Source organism: Halomonas sp. PA16-9, from assembly GCF_009728585.1.
GTDB lineage: Bacteria > Pseudomonadota > Gammaproteobacteria > Pseudomonadales > Halomonadaceae > Vreelandella > Vreelandella titanicae.
In genome coordinates, this window is the sequence record NZ_CP040451.1 from 1,339,919 (window position 1) to 1,355,141 (window position 15,223).

Annotated in this window: 15 protein-coding genes and 2 pseudogenes; 13 read left to right on the forward strand and 4 right to left on the reverse strand. The window is 54.9% G+C overall.

Annotated elements, in window-relative coordinates; genetic code table 11:
* Positions 1 to 43 precede the first annotated feature (43 nt).
* Positions 44 to 427, reverse strand: a complete 384-nt coding sequence (locus tag FDY98_RS06115) for a VOC family protein (RefSeq protein WP_022520529.1) — start codon at positions 425 to 427, stop codon at positions 44 to 46.
* Between the two features lie 40 nt (positions 428 to 467).
* Here FDY98_RS06115 and FDY98_RS06120 point away from each other — a divergent pair.
* From FDY98_RS06120 to FDY98_RS06175, 12 genes and pseudogenes are all read left to right on the forward strand, one after another.
* A pseudogene (locus FDY98_RS06120) lies at positions 468 to 1,111 on the forward strand (class I SAM-dependent methyltransferase).
* 179 nt (positions 1,112 to 1,290) lie between these two features.
* Positions 1,291 to 2,661, forward strand: a complete 1,371-nt coding sequence (locus FDY98_RS06125; RefSeq protein ID WP_155705716.1) for an MFS transporter — start codon at positions 1,291 to 1,293, stop codon at positions 2,659 to 2,661.
* Between the two features lie 123 nt (positions 2,662 to 2,784).
* Positions 2,785 to 4,572, forward strand: coding sequence for an acyl-CoA dehydrogenase (locus FDY98_RS06130; RefSeq protein WP_027959796.1), 1,788 nt, complete (start codon positions 2,785 to 2,787; stop codon positions 4,570 to 4,572).
* Between the two features lie 131 nt (positions 4,573 to 4,703).
* A complete protein-coding gene (locus FDY98_RS06135) occupies positions 4,704 to 6,332 on the forward strand; it encodes an acyl-CoA synthetase (protein ID WP_027959795.1) in 1,629 nt (542 codons plus the stop codon).
* A 55-nt stretch (positions 6,333 to 6,387) separates the two neighbouring features.
* The gene (locus FDY98_RS06140; protein WP_027959794.1) at positions 6,388 to 7,236 is read left to right on the forward strand and encodes a 3-hydroxybutyryl-CoA dehydrogenase; all 849 of its coding nucleotides are present in this window, start codon (positions 6,388 to 6,390) and stop codon (positions 7,234 to 7,236) included.
* A 117-nt stretch (positions 7,237 to 7,353) separates the two neighbouring features.
* Entirely contained in the window at positions 7,354 to 8,127 is a 774-nt protein-coding gene (locus FDY98_RS06145; protein WP_027959793.1) for an enoyl-CoA hydratase-related protein, read from the forward strand.
* Positions 8,128 to 8,227: 100 nt separating this feature from the next.
* A complete protein-coding gene (locus FDY98_RS06150) occupies positions 8,228 to 8,845 on the forward strand; it encodes a LysE family translocator (RefSeq protein ID WP_027959792.1) in 618 nt (205 codons plus the stop codon).
* Between the two features lie 52 nt (positions 8,846 to 8,897).
* Complete coding sequence (locus FDY98_RS06155) at positions 8,898 to 9,599, forward strand: glutathione S-transferase family protein (protein WP_027959791.1); 702 nt, start codon at positions 8,898 to 8,900, stop codon at positions 9,597 to 9,599.
* Positions 9,600 to 9,668: 69 nt separating this feature from the next.
* Positions 9,669 to 10,208: a YaeQ family protein gene (locus FDY98_RS06160; protein WP_027959790.1), complete on the forward strand. Its 540-nt coding sequence runs from the start codon at positions 9,669 to 9,671 to the stop codon at positions 10,206 to 10,208.
* 306 nt (positions 10,209 to 10,514) lie between these two features.
* Entirely contained in the window at positions 10,515 to 11,462 is a 948-nt protein-coding gene (locus FDY98_RS06165) for a lipid A deacylase LpxR family protein (protein ID WP_340146791.1), read from the forward strand.
* Positions 11,463 to 11,517: 55 nt separating this feature from the next.
* Positions 11,518 to 11,847 (forward strand): hypothetical protein, encoded by a 330-nt coding sequence (locus tag FDY98_RS06170; protein ID WP_027959788.1) that lies wholly within the window; start codon positions 11,518 to 11,520, stop codon positions 11,845 to 11,847.
* A 78-nt stretch (positions 11,848 to 11,925) separates the two neighbouring features.
* Complete coding sequence (locus FDY98_RS06175; RefSeq protein WP_022520517.1) at positions 11,926 to 12,249, forward strand: DUF6693 family protein; 324 nt, start codon at positions 11,926 to 11,928, stop codon at positions 12,247 to 12,249.
* 94 nt (positions 12,250 to 12,343) lie between these two features.
* On the opposite strand, the gene yghU is transcribed toward FDY98_RS06175, so the two are convergent.
* Positions 12,344 to 13,216, reverse strand: coding sequence for a glutathione-dependent disulfide-bond oxidoreductase (gene yghU / locus FDY98_RS06180; RefSeq protein WP_027959787.1), 873 nt, complete (start codon positions 13,214 to 13,216; stop codon positions 12,344 to 12,346).
* A 104-nt stretch (positions 13,217 to 13,320) separates the two neighbouring features.
* Between yghU and FDY98_RS06185 the strand changes: the two are divergent.
* A pseudogene (locus FDY98_RS06185) lies at positions 13,321 to 14,014 on the forward strand (aspartate/glutamate racemase family protein).
* Positions 14,015 to 14,029: 15 nt separating this feature from the next.
* On the opposite strand, the gene FDY98_RS06190 reads toward FDY98_RS06185, so the two are convergent.
* Both FDY98_RS06190 and FDY98_RS06195 read right to left on the reverse strand, forming a co-directional pair.
* Complete coding sequence (locus FDY98_RS06190) at positions 14,030 to 14,461, reverse strand: organic hydroperoxide resistance protein (RefSeq protein ID WP_022520514.1); 432 nt, start codon at positions 14,459 to 14,461, stop codon at positions 14,030 to 14,032.
* Positions 14,462 to 14,579: 118 nt separating this feature from the next.
* Complete coding sequence (locus FDY98_RS06195; protein ID WP_022520513.1) at positions 14,580 to 15,023, reverse strand: MarR family winged helix-turn-helix transcriptional regulator; 444 nt, start codon at positions 15,021 to 15,023, stop codon at positions 14,580 to 14,582.
* Between the last annotated feature and the right edge of the window lie 200 nt (positions 15,024 to 15,223).

Below are 15,223 nucleotides of genomic sequence, written 5' to 3' on the forward strand. Positions count from 1 at the left end.
ATTTAAGCGCGATATATAATACCTTGATTCATTAGACTTAGCATTAACGCGAAGAGGGGCGGCAAATCTCTAGCAGGTTACCGTCCGGGTCACGCAGATAAATCGACTCAATCGGGCCTGTGGCGCCTTGGCGGGCGACGGGGCCTAGCTCTACGTCTATCGCCAGCGCATCTAAATGCTGCTTGAACTCATCCAGCGGCAGCTGGCAGCGCAGGCATAAGTCCAGGCTGCCAGGGGTGGGTGTGGCTGAAATGGGGGCAATATCGGTGTCGGTTTGATGTAGGCGAAGTGCCGTATCACCGAGCATTAAATCGACCCGTTGGGCATCGCGATAGCGCACGTCTAGGCCCAAAACACGTGAGTAAAAATCGACTGCGCGACCCATATCGGTCACGGTTACAACAAGATGATCCAGACCTGATAGCATGCCACCTTCCTTAATACGTAACGATAAGCCAGAGAATACGATGATGCGCTGCTGTCCGCTCTGTGTGGAGCCCACTACTGCGCCCTACCACCGGGATCGGCGTCGTGACTACTACCAGTGTGCCACGTGCAAGCTGGTATTTGTCCCCCCGAGCAGCATTTAAGCGCCGCTGCAGAAAAGGCCGAATACGATAAACATCAAAACTCGCCGCATGATACGGGATACCGGCGCTTTTTAGGGCGTTTATTTACCCCGCTGTTAGCTAAGCTCGAACCCAACGCCCGCGGTCTTGATTTTGGTTCAGGGCCAGGGCCGACGCTGTCGGTTATGTTCGCAGAGCAGGGGCACTCGATGGCTATTTACGACCTTTTTTACGCCCCCGATGCCTCAGTTTTGACACAAATATATGATTTTATCACCGCCACAGAAGTTGTTGAGCACTTGGTGCAGCCCGGCAAGGTGCTTACGCAGTTGGCGGCTCAGCTCTCGCCAGGTGGCTATCTGGGCTTAATGACCAAGCGCGTCACTTCGCCGGAGGCTTTTGCCCGCTGGCACTATATTAGCGACCCCACCCATATCAGCTTTTTTAGTGAGGAGACCTTCCGTTGGTGGGCACAAAAGAATAGTTTAGTAGTGGAATTTCCTGGGCCAGACACGGTTATTCTACACAAAACGCTAACGTGAATAATTATAACGTTAGAAAAGCATTGACTTTGCCCCCTTTGGGTAATAATTGCGCGCCGCTATCCCGGCCTGACTCGATGTGCCAGGTGAGATGACGGTTCCTGTGAACACGCTTAGTAGCGTTTTTACGCCTGTTTTCAGTCCTTTGTTTCACCACTTTTAGGCAAGACGAGGTTTTCATGTCGCGGCAACTGCTAGCCATGGCGCTGGCGCCCCTGTTAGGGCTCTTCATTCTCGGGATTGGCAACGGTTTTCTTGCCACCTTAATTACCGTGCGCTTGGATGCTGCCGGTGAGTCGGCCACGGTCATCGGTATTGTCTCGTCGGCTTACTTTATCGGTTTAGCGTTGGGCGCAATGGTGAATGACCGCCTGTTGCTGCGCATTGGCCATATTCGCGCTTACGGCAGTTTTGCCTCATTAGTGGCCGTCACGGTGCTGCTGCAAGGCTTGTTCTTCGACCCCTGGGCCTGGTTTGTACTGCGCCTTATCGGCGGCTGGGCCACGGTTGGGGTTTATCTGGTTATCGAAAGCTGGCTGCTCACGTCAGGCGACCAGAAGGTTCGCGGCCGCCTGCTGGCGCTTTATATGATTTCACTTTACGCCGCCGGTGTATTGGGCCAACTGCTGCTGGGTGTTACCAACGCCATGGGCGTCACTGCGCCCTTTATGGTGATTGGGCTACTGGCCTCGCTCTCTGTGCTACCTATGGCGATGATTCCTCGCGTGTCACCGATTATGGAGCACGCCGAACCGCTTCCCCCGCACCGTTTGATCACCCTGACGCCCACCGGTGTGATGGGTAGTTTAGGCTCTGGGATGGTGGTAGCCGCAGCGTACACACTGCTCCCGCTCTATTTACAGCGTATTGGCATGAGTGTCAGTCAGGTGGGGCAGATGGCGGTGGTGATTATGGGCGCGATGCTGCTGCAGTACCCGATTGGCCGTTGGTCGGATCGCCATGACCGACAAATGGTACTGATTGGCATTAGCGGTTTCTGCGTGCTGATCTCGGCGGCGATGCTTTGGCTGCCGCTCTCTACGCCGCTGTTGGCGGTACTGCTATTCTTGCTTGGCGGTGGGGTATTTGCGCTCTACCCGGTGGCGGTGAGCCACGCCGCCGACCGCGCCCCCGCAGGGGCGCTGGTGCGTATGAGCCAGGGCCTGTTGCTGATCAACTCCATTGGCGCCACGATCAGCCCGCTAATGATTTCTCCGGTGATGACCGCGATGGGCGATGCGGGTCTGTTTTGGGCCTTCGGCTCACTAAGTCTGTTCTTTGTTATGTTCTTCTCCTGGCGGCGTAGCGTGCGCCCGGCGCCTGTGCCTGTGGCACCCTTTACGCCGACTACGCCAATGACCGCTGCTGGTGCTGAGCTGGTGGTCACCGAGGAGTTGATGCAGGGGGCACTGGAGCACGAGCACTTGGAGGATCTCTCAGATGCCGTATGGGACGTCGACGCCGCTGAACCGGTGGTAGGGCCGCCTGCGGAAGATGAGAGCCATATCACTTATTATGATGATGTGGAGCAAGCAAGTGAGCGAAAGTAAAGACGGGTGAGGACGCTAATCATAGCGGGTGATACCTTGGGCTAATGGTGTGGGCAAGAGAGTGTTACTACTATCAAGGGTACACTTTCAAACAATTGTTTAATTTTCAGCCCGAGGTTCGCTATGAATGTTTACGCCGCACCGGTACGCGATTTGCGCTTTGTGCTTGAAGAGCTGCTAGCGCACCGTTCGCTTAGCCTGCCGGGCTTTGAAGAGGCCACGCCAGACTTGGTCGAGGCGGTACTCGAAGAGGCCGCAAAACTGGCCGGTGACATTTGGGGCCCGCTTAATAAGATTGGTGATCAGCAAGGGGCCAAGCGCCACTCCGATGGCAGTGTGACGACGCCAGAAGGCTTCGCGACGGCTTACCAGGCTTATGTCGAGGGTGGCTGGAACGGTATTGGTGTATCAGAAGCACTAGGTGGTCAGAACCTGCCAGAAGTGGTTGCCAGTGCGGTGCAGGAGATGCTTCACGGTGCCAATATGGCGCTGGGGCTCTGCCCCATGCTGACCGCTGGCGCTATCGAAGCGCTGGCCCATCACGGTAGCGATGCGCTCAAAGCGACCTACTTGCCCAAACTGGTGGAAGGCACCTGGACGGGCACTATGAACCTGACCGAATCCCAAGCGGGCTCGGATCTCTCCCAAGTACGCACTCGCGCGGTACCTGAAAACGACCATTACCGCATCAGCGGCCAGAAGATCTATATCACCTGGGGCGAACACGATGCCGCCGAAAATATTATCCATCTTGTGCTAGCCCGCAAACCCGATGCGCCGGAAGGCAACAAAGGTATTTCCCTGTTTCTGGTACCCAAGTTCCTGATCAATGAAGACGGCTCCTTGGGCGAGCGCAACGACGTCACCTGCGCCTCTATCGAGCACAAACTGGGCATTCATGGCTCGCCCACCTGCACCCTGAGCTTTGGTGAAAACGGCGGGGCGATTGGCTACCTTGTTGGCGAAGAAGGGCGTGGCCTTAATCATATGTTTACCATGATGAACGAGGCGCGTCACAAAGTCGGTATTCAGGGTATTGGCGTGGCCGAACGTGCCTGCCAGCACGCCTTTGCCTATGCGTTGGAGCGTCGCCAAGGGCGCTCTCCCAAAACCCGTGGCGGCGCTGAATGCAGTATCAGCGATCATTTAGACGTGCGCCGCATGCTGCTCTCCATGCGTTCCCGCACCGATGCGCTGCGCGCCCTGGCGCTCTACTGCGCCGCAGAGTTGGATACCGCCCGCCGCGCTGAAAGTAACGATGCCCGCCAAACCGCCCAGGCCCGCGCGGATATTTTGATTCCCGTGATCAAAAGCTTCTCTACCGATCAGGCAGTGGATATCGCCTCCATGGGGATTCAGGTGCACGGTGGGATGGGCTATGTGGAAGAGACCGGAGCAGCGCAGCTACTGCGCGATGCCCGCATTGCGCCTATTTACGAAGGCACCAACGGTATTCAGGCACTCGACTTGGCGGGACGTAAACTCCAGCGTGACAATGGCGAAGCGCTCGCTGCGCTGCTTCACGACGTTTCCGCCACCGTGGAGCAACTCAATGCCGACCCCGCTTTGTCAGCGTTGGGCAGTAGTTTGGCCGCAGGGCTTGAGGATTTGAAAGCTGCCCAGGCAATTGTGCTGGAACAAGGCAGTGACCCTGAAATCGGCGCAGATGCGGTGCAGGCTTACGCAACGCCGTTCCTGAACTTGGCGGGCCACGTGCTGTGTGCTTGGCAGATGGGGCTGGCGGCTCTCAGCGCCCATGCTGCCCTTAACAACGGCAGTGATGATCCCTTCTATACTGCCAAGATGCGCAGCGCCGAATTTGCCATCACTCAATGGCTGCCGGTAGGCCGCGCCCAGCGCACGGTGATTGAGGCGGGTATGCAGTGCTTAAGCGATTTTGAGGTTCACTAACGCTAATTTTCAGCTTCACGCCGCCGCCTCTTGAGGCGGCGGCGCTGTTTCTAAGCGATCAAAACAACCATTTTAAACAAACTCTTAAAACGAACGCTTTCAAAAACATCAACAAAAGTCAGGAGCCGACCATGACCGCTATCTTTGAGCAAGGCTTGCCCAAAACCGTTGCCAACCACGTGCCGCTTTCACCGCTGACCTTTATTGAGCGCTCGGCGTCGATCTATCCCGACTACCCAGCGGTGGTACATGGCAGTACGCGACGCACCTGGAGCGAAACCTGGGCGCGCTGCCGCCAGCTTGCCTCTGCGCTCGAAAAGCGGGGCATTCAGCCGGGCCAGACAGTGGCGGCGATGCTGCCCAATATCCCCGCCATGTTTGAAGCACACTTTGGCGTGCCGCTGGCCGGCTGCGTGCTTAATACGCTGAATATTCGCCTGGATGCTGAGGCGATCAGCTATATGCTGGAACATGGCGAGGCGAAAGCCATTCTGGTTGACCCCGAGTTTGCCGAGGTCATCCAGCAAGCCGTAGCCAAGCTACCCCACAAGCCGCTTATCATCGATGTGGCCGATGTGGAGTTTCTTGGCGAGACCCCGAGCATTGGGGAAGTGGAGTACGAAGCGCTGCTTCAAGAGGGCGACGCTGACTTTGCCTACCAGCTTCCTGCCGATGAGTGGGATGCGATCTCGCTCAACTATACCTCTGGCACCACCGGCAAGCCCAAGGGCGTGGTCTACCACCACCGCGGCGCTTACCTCAATGCGGTGAGCAATATCATGGAGTGGGCGATGCCCCACCACCCGATCTACCTGTGGACGCTGCCGATGTTCCACTGCAACGGCTGGTGCTTCCCATGGACGATTGCCGCCAACGCCGGGGTAAACGTGTGTCTGCGCCGCGTCGATCCTAAAAAGATCATGCAGCTCATTGCCGAAGAGAAGGTCACCCACTTCAGCGGGGCGCCGATTATTCTTAATGGCCTCGTGAACCTGCCTGCGGAAGATAAGCATCAGTTCGATCATCCGGTCAAAGTCACCACCGCCGGTGCCGCGCCGCCTGCCTCGGTGATCGCCGGGGTGGAGAAGCTGGGCATTGAGGTAACCCACGTTTATGGCCTGACGGAAGTCTACGGGCCGGTAACCGTCTGCGCCTGGCGGGAAGCGTGGGATGAATTGCCGCTGGAAGCACGAGCCAAAATTAAAGCCCGCCAGGGGGTGCGCTACCACATGCTCGAAGCGCTGTGCGTGGCTGATCCGCTCACCATGGAGCCAGTGCCCAAGGATGGCCAAACCATGGGTGAGATACTGATGCGTGGCAACAACGTCATGAAGGGCTATTTAAAGAACCCGGAAGCCACCGAGCAGGCGCTGGAGGGCGGCTGGTACCACACCGGCGACCTGGCGGTTTGGCATCCGGATGGCTATATCGAGATTAAAGACCGCTCCAAGGACATTATTATTTCTGGCGGTGAAAATATCTCCACCATCGAGGTGGAGGACGCTATTTATGGCCATCCCGCCGTTGAAGAGGCCGCGGTGGTCGCTAAGCCCGACGAGAAGTGGGGTGAAACGCCCTGTGCCTTTGTGAAGCTCAAAGTCGGTTACGGCGAAGTCACCGAAGCTGACATTATCGCCCACTGCCGCGAACATTTGGCGAGCTACAAAGTCCCCAAAACGGTCATTTTCAGCGAACTCCCGAAAACCTCAACGGGCAAGATTCAGAAATTCGTATTGCGCGAAGAAGCCAAGCAGCATTGATACCCCCCCAGTGGTAATAATAGATAGTAGTGATAATAGATAGTGGAGAGCGTGCATGAGTGATCAACAAATTGGCGTTGTAGGGGCTGGCACTATGGGGCAGGGAATTGCCCAAGTAGTGGCTGCCAGTGGTTTTCAGGTGCACCTTTACGATGTGGCCGAAGAGCAGCTTGGCCGTGCCAAAACGAACATCGAAAAAGGCATGGCAAAGCTGGTGGCGAAAGAGAAAATCAGCGAGGCGGATAAAAGCGCCGCTCTAGCCCGTCTCTCTACCACTACCACACTCAATGCCCTAAGCGACTGCGCAATTATTATCGAGGCCGCCCCCGAACAGCCTGAACTAAAAGAGAAATTGTTTCGCGATCTTAGCCAAATGAGCAGCACGGCTATCTTAGCCTCCAACACCTCATCGCTGTCGCTCACCCGGCTGGCTGCAGTATGCGAACACCCCGAGCGCGTAGTGGGTATGCACTTCTTTAACCCGGTGCCAGTGCTCAAGTTGGTGGAGGTGATTCGCGCCGAGCAAACCTCAGACGCTACCGTAGCCGAGGTTGAAACCCTCGCTAAGGCGCTGGGGAAAACCGCTGTACCGATAGGTGACGCGCCGGGCTTTGCAGTGAATCGCCTGCTGGTACCGATGATCAACGAAGCGGCGTTTATTGTTCAGGAGGGCACCGCGACCCCCGAAGCGATTGATAACGCCATGAAACTAGGCGCGGCTCACCCCATGGGGCCGCTGGCGCTGGCGGATTTAATTGGGCTGGATGTCTGCCTGGCGATTATGGACGTGCTTCAAGAGGGCTTTGGCGACCCCAAATACCGTCCTTGCCCACTGCTTAAGCGCATGGTCGCAGCGGGCTACCTAGGCCGTAAAAGTGGGCGCGGCTTCTACTCTTACGATTAGCTTGTACTGAAGGGAAGAGTGCGGCGTAAAGAAGTGATTGCCACTCAACCAAGCGTTCGCTAGGGTTGAGTGGTGTTCACTTTAATATTCCATAACAAATCAAATAAGGAGCCCGCCATGAGCGAAGCAGTCATCGAGAAGGTTGATAACGATGGGATGGTGCGTCTGACCATCAATCGTCCCAAAGCACTGAATGCGTTAAACAGCGAAGTGCTTGCCGCACTGGAAGCGCACTTAGTAGAGCTTGAGGCTCACCCGAACCTGCGCGCCGTGCTGATTACCGGTGCGGGCGAGAAGTCTTTCGTCGCGGGTGCTGATATCACTGAAATGCGTGAAAAAACGCCCGAAGAAGCGCGAGCTTTCGCCAGCCAAGCGCTGCGTACTATTAAACGCCTAGAGACTCTCCCCGTGCCGGTGGTCGCGCTGGTGAACGGGTTTTGCCTTGGCGGCGGCTGCGAATTGGCGCTGGCCTGCGACTGGGCCGTAGCCAGTGACAACGCTGTATTCGGCCAGCCTGAAGTACTGCTGGGCGTCATCCCCGGCTTTGGCGGCACCCAGCGCCTACCACGTCGCGTTGGCCCTGCCATGGCGATTGACCTGGTGACTACCGGGCGCAAAATCGATGCCCAAGAGGCGCTGCGTATCGGCCTAGTCAATCGCGTGATGCCGCAAGCGGAGCTGGAAAGCTACGCTGAGGAGCTTACCAAGCAACTCAAAGGCAACGGCCCGCAATCAGTGCGTGGTGCCAAGCAGGCCGTTCACGATGGAATGGATCAGGATCTGGATAGTGCACTGGCACTGGAAACCAGCTTGTTCGCCTTCTGCTTTGCCGGTGACGAGCAGAAAGAGGGCATGTCAGCCTTTGTTGAAAAGCGTAAACCTAACTTCTAAACCACGCCTCATTCCAGCTTTACTTATTTAGGGGGTGGCGCTTACGTCACCCCCGTTTTATTCTCGAAACCTAACCATTACCTTCAAGAGAATCGCCAATATGCAATGGGCCGCATTCATCCTCGCCGCGCTGGGTTTCGCCTATCTCCCTGGGCCTGCAATGCTGTATACCGCAGCGCAAACCCTGGGGCGCGGCCGACGAGCAGGATGGTTAGCGGTCATGGGTGTGCATATGGGCTGCTACGTTCATGTGGTGGCGGCCGCATTGGGCTTGGCGCTGCTGTTTGCAGCGATTCCGCCTGCTTATATCGCCATGAAAATCATCGGTGGGCTTTATTTACTCTGGATGGGGCTGAGGCTATGGCAGCAGGGCATTCGTGCCCATAATGATGAGGTGCCGCTGGCAACCACTAAACGCGTGCTTCGCGACAGTTTTTTGGTGGAGGTGCTCAACCCTAAAACCGCGCTTTTCTTTGTCGCGTTTCTGCCTCAATTTGTGCAGCCCGAGAGCGCTATGCCGGTAGCGTGGCAACTGCTCTGGTTAGGTATCGCCACTAATGTGCTGTTCTCATCAGCGGATGTTGTTGTGGTGCTGCTGGCCAGCCCGTTGCGTGAGTGGCTAAAAAAATCCCATGGCTCCTCCCAGCTCATACAGCGCATTGGCGGTGGCGTATTAATGGGATTAGGCGGTAATACACTGGCTCAGGCAGCACGTTAAGGTGGCTGCCTAATTGATCGGCTAATTCGATTTCCCACATAAGGAGCGCTGCATGTTTGATCTCTATATTGCCAACAAGAATTACTCTTCTTGGTCGCTGCGCCCTTGGGTGCTGATGAAAGCGCTGGAGATTCCGTTTAACGAATACCTGATGCCGTTCGAGGGTGGTTTGGGTGCAAGCCATGCCACCTTCATTCGCTTCTCACCTTCAGGTTTGGTGCCCTGCTTGGTGGATGTGACGGATGAAGGCGAGCTGGCGGTGTGGGACTCCCTGGCGATTATCGAGTATCTGGCCGAGCAGCACGCTAATGTTTGGCCGAGTGATAAAACCGCCCGCGCCTGGGCGCGCTCAGCCACAGCCGAGATGCACAGCGGCTTTAGCGCCCTGCGCGACGAGTGTCCAATGAACTGCGGTATGCGGGTGGAATTGAATAGCTTATCGGCCAATCTTAAGGCCGATGTGGCACGCTTGGATGCGCTATGGCAGCAGGGGATTGAGCGCTTTGGCGGGCCGTTTTTAGCGGGTGAGCACTTCTCAGCAGTAGATGCGTTTTATGCGCCTGTGGCGTTTCGCGTGCAGACATTCAACCTGCCGATTCATGAAAAATCCCAGGCATATGTCGAGCGCTTGCTAGCGCTGCCAGCAATGCAAGCGTGGTATCAAGCCGCGCTCGAAGAGCCATGGCATGAGCCCATGCACGAGGCCGATACGCTGAAAAACGGCAGCGTAACGGCCGATCACCGCAAAGCTTAACCTGTCGGACTATTCACCAGAGACACCCACCATCGGGTACACTGACGCAAATTTCGTTTGGACATTTCCATGGCTCTTAGCGCAACGCCCTACAAAGTTGATATCAATCTGACCGATCTGGATCGCGGGGTGTATGAAACGCTGCGCTTTACCGTGGCTCGCCATCCGTCAGAGACCGAAGAGCGCATGACCGCGCGCTTGCTTGCTTATGTGTTGTGGTACAGCGAGACGCTGGCCTTCGGGCGTGGGCTTTCCGATGTAGACGAACCGGCACTGTGGGAGAAAAGCCTAGACGGTCGCCTACTGCACTGGATCGAAGTGGGTTTGCCCGATGCCGAGCGGATTACCTGGTGCTCACGTAGGGCAGAGCGCGTGTCGCTACTTGCTTACGGCCGGATAGATCAATGGGAGAGTAAAGTGTTGCCCAGCGTGGCATCACTGAAAAATGTGCATGTGGCGGGGCTGCCACAAGAGGCCCTAGCGATTATCGCTAAAGACCTGCCTCGGGCGATTAACTGGGCAGTAATGATCAGCGAAGGATCGCTGTTTATTACCGATGAAAACGGCCAACATGAAATCACTCCGCAGTGGCTGCTGCGCGACAGATAGTGATTCAACTAAGTCATTAGCCTACCAACTTTCGTCTAGTCGACTACGCTAATAAATCTAAACAAATGACAGCAGAAGGGGTGGCCTACGAGCCACCCTTTGATGTTAGTGACTTAGCTCTTTTCTGTAGAAGACAGTAAAAGTATGCTTGCTATCTTTTTGCACAATTACATACAATCAACAATGTTTGTTGATGTTCTTCAAAAGTGGCCTCAAAAAACAGCCCCAAAAAAACACTCCCCAGGACAATCTCAAGGAACGAGCAATGAAAGATACCCCCCTCTACGATGGCAGCTGCTACCGCTAGTGGCTGTAGTAACCCTGCTGTCAACGCTGGCACAAGCCGACGATAGTGTCCTCTCGATTAAGCACGCAAATGATGGCATGGCCAGCAGCGATGATGGCCACTTTACCAGTGGCTTTGAGATTAATTGGACGTTTCAGCCTGAAGCACAAAGCTGGACGCAACGCTTGGCCACCGCTTTACCCGATAGCCTTATTGGCAGCGCTGATATGGCAGCTTTTCGTTTGGTGCATCAGATTTATACGCCAAACAATATTGAGCAGCGTGGACTGATTGAAGATGATCGCCCCTACGCCGGGATTGTTTACGGCGGTATCTCACTTTACGAAGACGTGCCCATGGGCAATTGGCGCCAAGCGACTGACCTGCACCTGGATATTGGTTTGGTAGGGCCTTCGTCGCTTGCCGATAGCATTCAACGCGAAGTGCACCGCATCACCGAAAGCGACCGCCCCAGCGGTTGGGATAACCAGCTTGGCGATGAAGCCATCGTCAACGTCGCCATGCGTCGCCAGTGGTGGTATAGCTCCCCTTTGATGGGTAAGCAGTTTGCCCATGGCCCCAGCGTTAGCGCCGCTTTGGGCAACCTTTACACCTATGCAAGCGCCGGGTATAGCGTTCGCTGGGGTGATGAGGCGCCTAGCATTCCTACGCTAACGCCAAGCCCTGGTAGCCGCTACCACATGACCGGTAAAGAGGGGTGGCAGTGGTACCTGTTTGCCAGCGTAGACGGTTACTACATGGCGCAAAACCTGACGCTTGACGGCAATACGTTTAGAAATAGCCACTCGGTTGATCGCAAAGAGTGGGTAGGCGACGTATCAGCAGGGCTGGCGCTGGCCTGGGAAGATTGGCAAGTCACTTACGCGGCAGTTCAGCGCTCACGTGAATTTGACGGCCAGGAAGAGCAGGATAAATTCGGCTCTATCACGCTATCTAAGCGCTTCTAAACGGTTAGGTGAAATGAGGTGAGTAGAAGCGCCCAACGGGAAAGGAGTATTGCTTATGGCTAACAAGTATCCTCACACTCCCGATGGACGCTATTTTGTCGCCAAAAATCGGCTTTGGCGCTGCACTGACCCGCGCTTAGATGAAGACGAAAAGCGAACCCATATCAAAGCATTGATGAAAGCCCGCCGGGCGGTTAGGACAGCCCAGCAGCAAGACGATGAAGATGCGCTTCGCCAAGCCCGCAACATGGTGCAGAACGCCAAAGAAGCCCTCGGAGAGCGTGGCCCGGTATGGTGGGATGATGACGCCCCCGATGAAGGCGGTTTGGCGCCCCATAACAGTTCCTATGCCGAGTGGTGGGAGAGTAAACGACAGCTTCCCTAATTTATATTAATTTATAATTCACGGTTGGGGCTTGCGGTGTTACTCTCTGCCGCTTTCCACGCATACTAAGGGCAACCTGTGAAGATCAAAGCAGACCTCTCCATTTTAGATATCATTGGCCATCTACTTGTCTGGGTGGTGTTGAGTATTATCACGTTTGGCATAGCGTTATTTTTCTTTCCCTATTCGTTTGCGCGGTTTGTCATCAATCGCACATCGCTAGTTGATGCCAGCACTGGCGTCGAGCGAAAAATGGTTTGCGATATCAACCTGTTCAGCAATATCGGCCATATCATCCTATGGATGTTGATTTCGCTGGTCACCTTTGGTTTAGGGTATATTTTCTACTTCTATCGAGTTTGGAATTACGCGTTGAATAACTCGCGGATTGAGTCAGTTTAGTTTTTCTCGTTAAACAGAACTCGGCTTGGAGTATTGATGCTGCACCGGGGCCTACGCTGAGAGTTCAAGCGTAGGCCCTTTTTTGGGTGACTAATTACTCGCTATCAGCCAGCTTATCTTGTGTGCGAAGCTCAAAGTCGCTGGCATCATGACGTTCATGCAACTGCTCGTGCGGCTCGCCAAAAGAGCGGTTGACCATACGGCCACGTTTAACGGCGGGACGTTCATCAATCTCTTCTGTCCAGCGCAGAACGTTCTTGTAGGTATGGGCTTCCAAGAATTCAGCCGCTTCGTAAACGCGATTTTTCACTAGTGCGCCATACCAAGGGTGAATCGCCATATCGGCAATGGTGTACTCATCACCTGCCATAAAGCGGTTTTCCGCCAAGTGGCGGTCAAGCACATCAAGCTGGCGTTTTACTTCCATGGTGTAGCGGTCAATCGGGTACTGATACTTTTCCGGTGCGTAAGCGTAAAAGTGGCCAAAGCCACCGCCTAACATCGGTGCGCTGCCCATTTGCCAGAACAGCCAGGAGAGACACTCGGTGCGTTTCGCCGGGTCGCTGGGTAAGAACTCGCCAAATTTTTCAGCCAAATAGAGTAGGATTGCGCCAGACTCAAACACCCGCTGGGGGGGATTGGTAGAGTGATCCATCAGTGCGGGAATTTTGGAGTTGGGGTTCACCTCGACAAAGCCGCTGCTGAACTGACCGCCTTCGCCAATTTGAATCAGATAAGCGTCGTACTCGGCGCCTGCTACGCCTTTCTCCAGCAGCTCTTCCAGCATCACGGTGACTTTGACACCGTTGGGTGTGGCAAGGGAGTAGAGCTGAAGCGGGTGTTTGCCTACCGGCAGCGCCTTGTCATGGGTAGGGCCTGCGATTGGGCGATTGATATTGGCAAATTTACCGCCGTTGCCAGGTTCCCACTTCCAAACGCTCGGGGGAGTATAGGTGTTGTCGCTCATTAGTTTCCTCGCTATAAATATTCTATCGGTGACAAAGCGGCTACAAGGGTTAGCTAGTGCTTAGCCTGATAATAAAGTAGTGCATTTTCTCAAAGAGGTGGCGGATGCGTGTTATTGGTGTGCTAGGCGGTATGAGTTGGGAATCTACCCAAGGCTACTACCGAGCCTTAAATGAGGGCGTAAAAGCAGCGCTAGGTGGCTTCCATTCGGCTAAGATCGTGATGGTTAGCGTCGATTTTGCCGAAATTGAAGCGCCAGCAGCAGGGCGATTGGCACGCTGCTGGTGAATTGCTGGCCAGCGCTGCCCAAAGCGTCGAGCGCGCGGGTGCCGAATGCCTGCTGATTGCCACCAACACCATGCATAAAGTGGCGCCCGCTATTGAGCAGGCAGTGACTATTCCGCTGCTGCATATTGCCGATGCCACGGCTGAACAGCTCACCGCCGACGGAATCACTCGCGTTGGCCTATTGGGTACGCGCTTTACCATGGAGCAGGACTTTTATATTGGCCGCTTAGAAAAGCAGTTCGGTATTGAAGTCGTGGTGCCCGATCAGTCTGAGCGCGACACTATTCATCGGGTGATCTTTGATGAACTCTGCCAGGGCCGTATAGAAGATGTATCGCGGCAGCGCTACTTGGCAATCATTGACTCCCTGCATGCTCATGGCGCCCAGGCGGTGATTTTAGGCTGTACTGAAATCGCCATGCTGGTGGGCCAGCGTGATACCAAGGTACCCCTTTACGACACCACCGCTCTGCATGCCCAGAGAGCGGTGGCGTGGGCACTAAATGATTAATCTAGGTAACGACGCTTAGACCAGTGTCAGGGTGACATTAATATTGCCACGGGTGGCATTGGAGTAGGGGCAGACAACATGGGCTTTCTCGACCAACTGCTGGGCAACGTCTTGCTCAAGGCCGGGCAGACTGATTTTTAGCTCGACTTCGATGCCAAAGCCGGTAGGAATGGCGCCGATACCTACGTGGCCATCAATTTTCGTATCCTGAGGAAGCTTTACTTTCTCCTGGCCAGCGACATGCTTAAGCGCACCTAAAAAGCAGGCCGAGTAGCCAGCAGCAAATAGCTGCTCAGGATTGGTGCCATCACCGCCTGCGCCGCCCAGCTCTTTGGGCGTGCTGAGTTTAACATCCAGCGCGCCATCGGACGATTTGGCCTGGCCTTCACGGCCGCCAGTAGCAGTGGCGTGGGCACGATAAACAACGTTTTCAATAGTGGTCGTCATTCTGTATCTCCTGTCGGTGTTTTCATTATGAATCTGCGCTATTAACTTAGCGCAGCTTTATTTTGCGCGCAATATAAATGGTAAATAAATCTCTATGCCCTGCGCTAGAAAGCGAAGGCTATTGGTTCTTTTGCAGGCTATCACGCAGCCGCACTAAGTCCTCTTTCAGCGTGGTCAGCGCCTCGATCGATTGCTCGCTGGCATGCACCACACAGCTTGGAATATGGCACGCCTGTTCGCGCAACGCTTTGCCTTTTTCAGTGAGATAAAGCTCGACCACGCGTTCGTCTTCGTGGCTGCGTTTGCGATTCAACAATTGATCGGCTTCAAGGCGCTTGAGCAGTGGCGTCAGTGAGCCAGGATCGGTTAGTAGGCGCTTACTCATTGTGCCTACCGTGATGCCATCGTTTTGCCACAGCACTAGCATGGCTAGGTATTGCGGGTAAGTAAGCCCCAGCTTTTTGAGCAAGGGTTTATAAACTTTGGTCATCATCAACGAGGTTGAATAGAGCGCAAAGCAAAGTTGGTGATCGAGCTCTAATTCGCTACAAGATGGTTGCACAAGTATGGTTCCGATCCGAAATACATCGCCTAATGTAGCGCGGGAAGCAGTTAGTGGCTATCCCTAGACGTTGGTCGTAAGTTGGCAGTTTTGTTTTGACACGCACAAGGCAGGTAGCTAGCCTTCGCATACTCAATGTTACCGGTAACAAATTGCCGTTCATTGAATCGGCCATTAACAACATCGCTATTAACGACTCA

Excerpts from the sequence above, each read along its gene's own strand:
- FDY98_RS06135 (WP_027959795.1), top strand. The coding sequence starts at position 4,704 with ATGACCGCTATCTTTGAGCAAGGCTTGCCCAAAACCGTTGCCAACCAC.
- FDY98_RS06160 (WP_027959790.1), top strand. The coding sequence starts at position 9,669 with ATGGCTCTTAGCGCAACGCCCTACAAAGTTGATATCAATCTGACCGAT.
- FDY98_RS06150 (WP_027959792.1), top strand. The coding sequence starts at position 8,228 with ATGCAATGGGCCGCATTCATCCTCGCCGCGCTGGGTTTCGCCTATCTC.
- FDY98_RS06145 (WP_027959793.1), top strand. The coding sequence starts at position 7,354 with ATGAGCGAAGCAGTCATCGAGAAGGTTGATAACGATGGGATGGTGCGT.
- FDY98_RS06115 (WP_022520529.1), bottom strand. The coding sequence starts at position 427 with ATGCTATCAGGTCTGGATCATCTTGTTGTAACCGTGACCGATATGGGT.
- FDY98_RS06130 (WP_027959796.1), top strand. The coding sequence starts at position 2,785 with ATGAATGTTTACGCCGCACCGGTACGCGATTTGCGCTTTGTGCTTGAA.
- FDY98_RS06125 (WP_155705716.1), top strand. The coding sequence starts at position 1,291 with ATGTCGCGGCAACTGCTAGCCATGGCGCTGGCGCCCCTGTTAGGGCTC.
- FDY98_RS06155 (WP_027959791.1), top strand. The coding sequence starts at position 8,898 with ATGTTTGATCTCTATATTGCCAACAAGAATTACTCTTCTTGGTCGCTG.
- FDY98_RS06140 (WP_027959794.1), top strand. The coding sequence starts at position 6,388 with ATGAGTGATCAACAAATTGGCGTTGTAGGGGCTGGCACTATGGGGCAG.
- FDY98_RS06190 (WP_022520514.1), bottom strand. The coding sequence starts at position 14,461 with ATGACGACCACTATTGAAAACGTTGTTTATCGTGCCCACGCCACTGCT.
- yghU (WP_027959787.1), bottom strand. The coding sequence starts at position 13,216 with ATGAGCGACAACACCTATACTCCCCCGAGCGTTTGGAAGTGGGAACCT.
- FDY98_RS06170 (WP_027959788.1), top strand. The coding sequence starts at position 11,518 with ATGGCTAACAAGTATCCTCACACTCCCGATGGACGCTATTTTGTCGCC.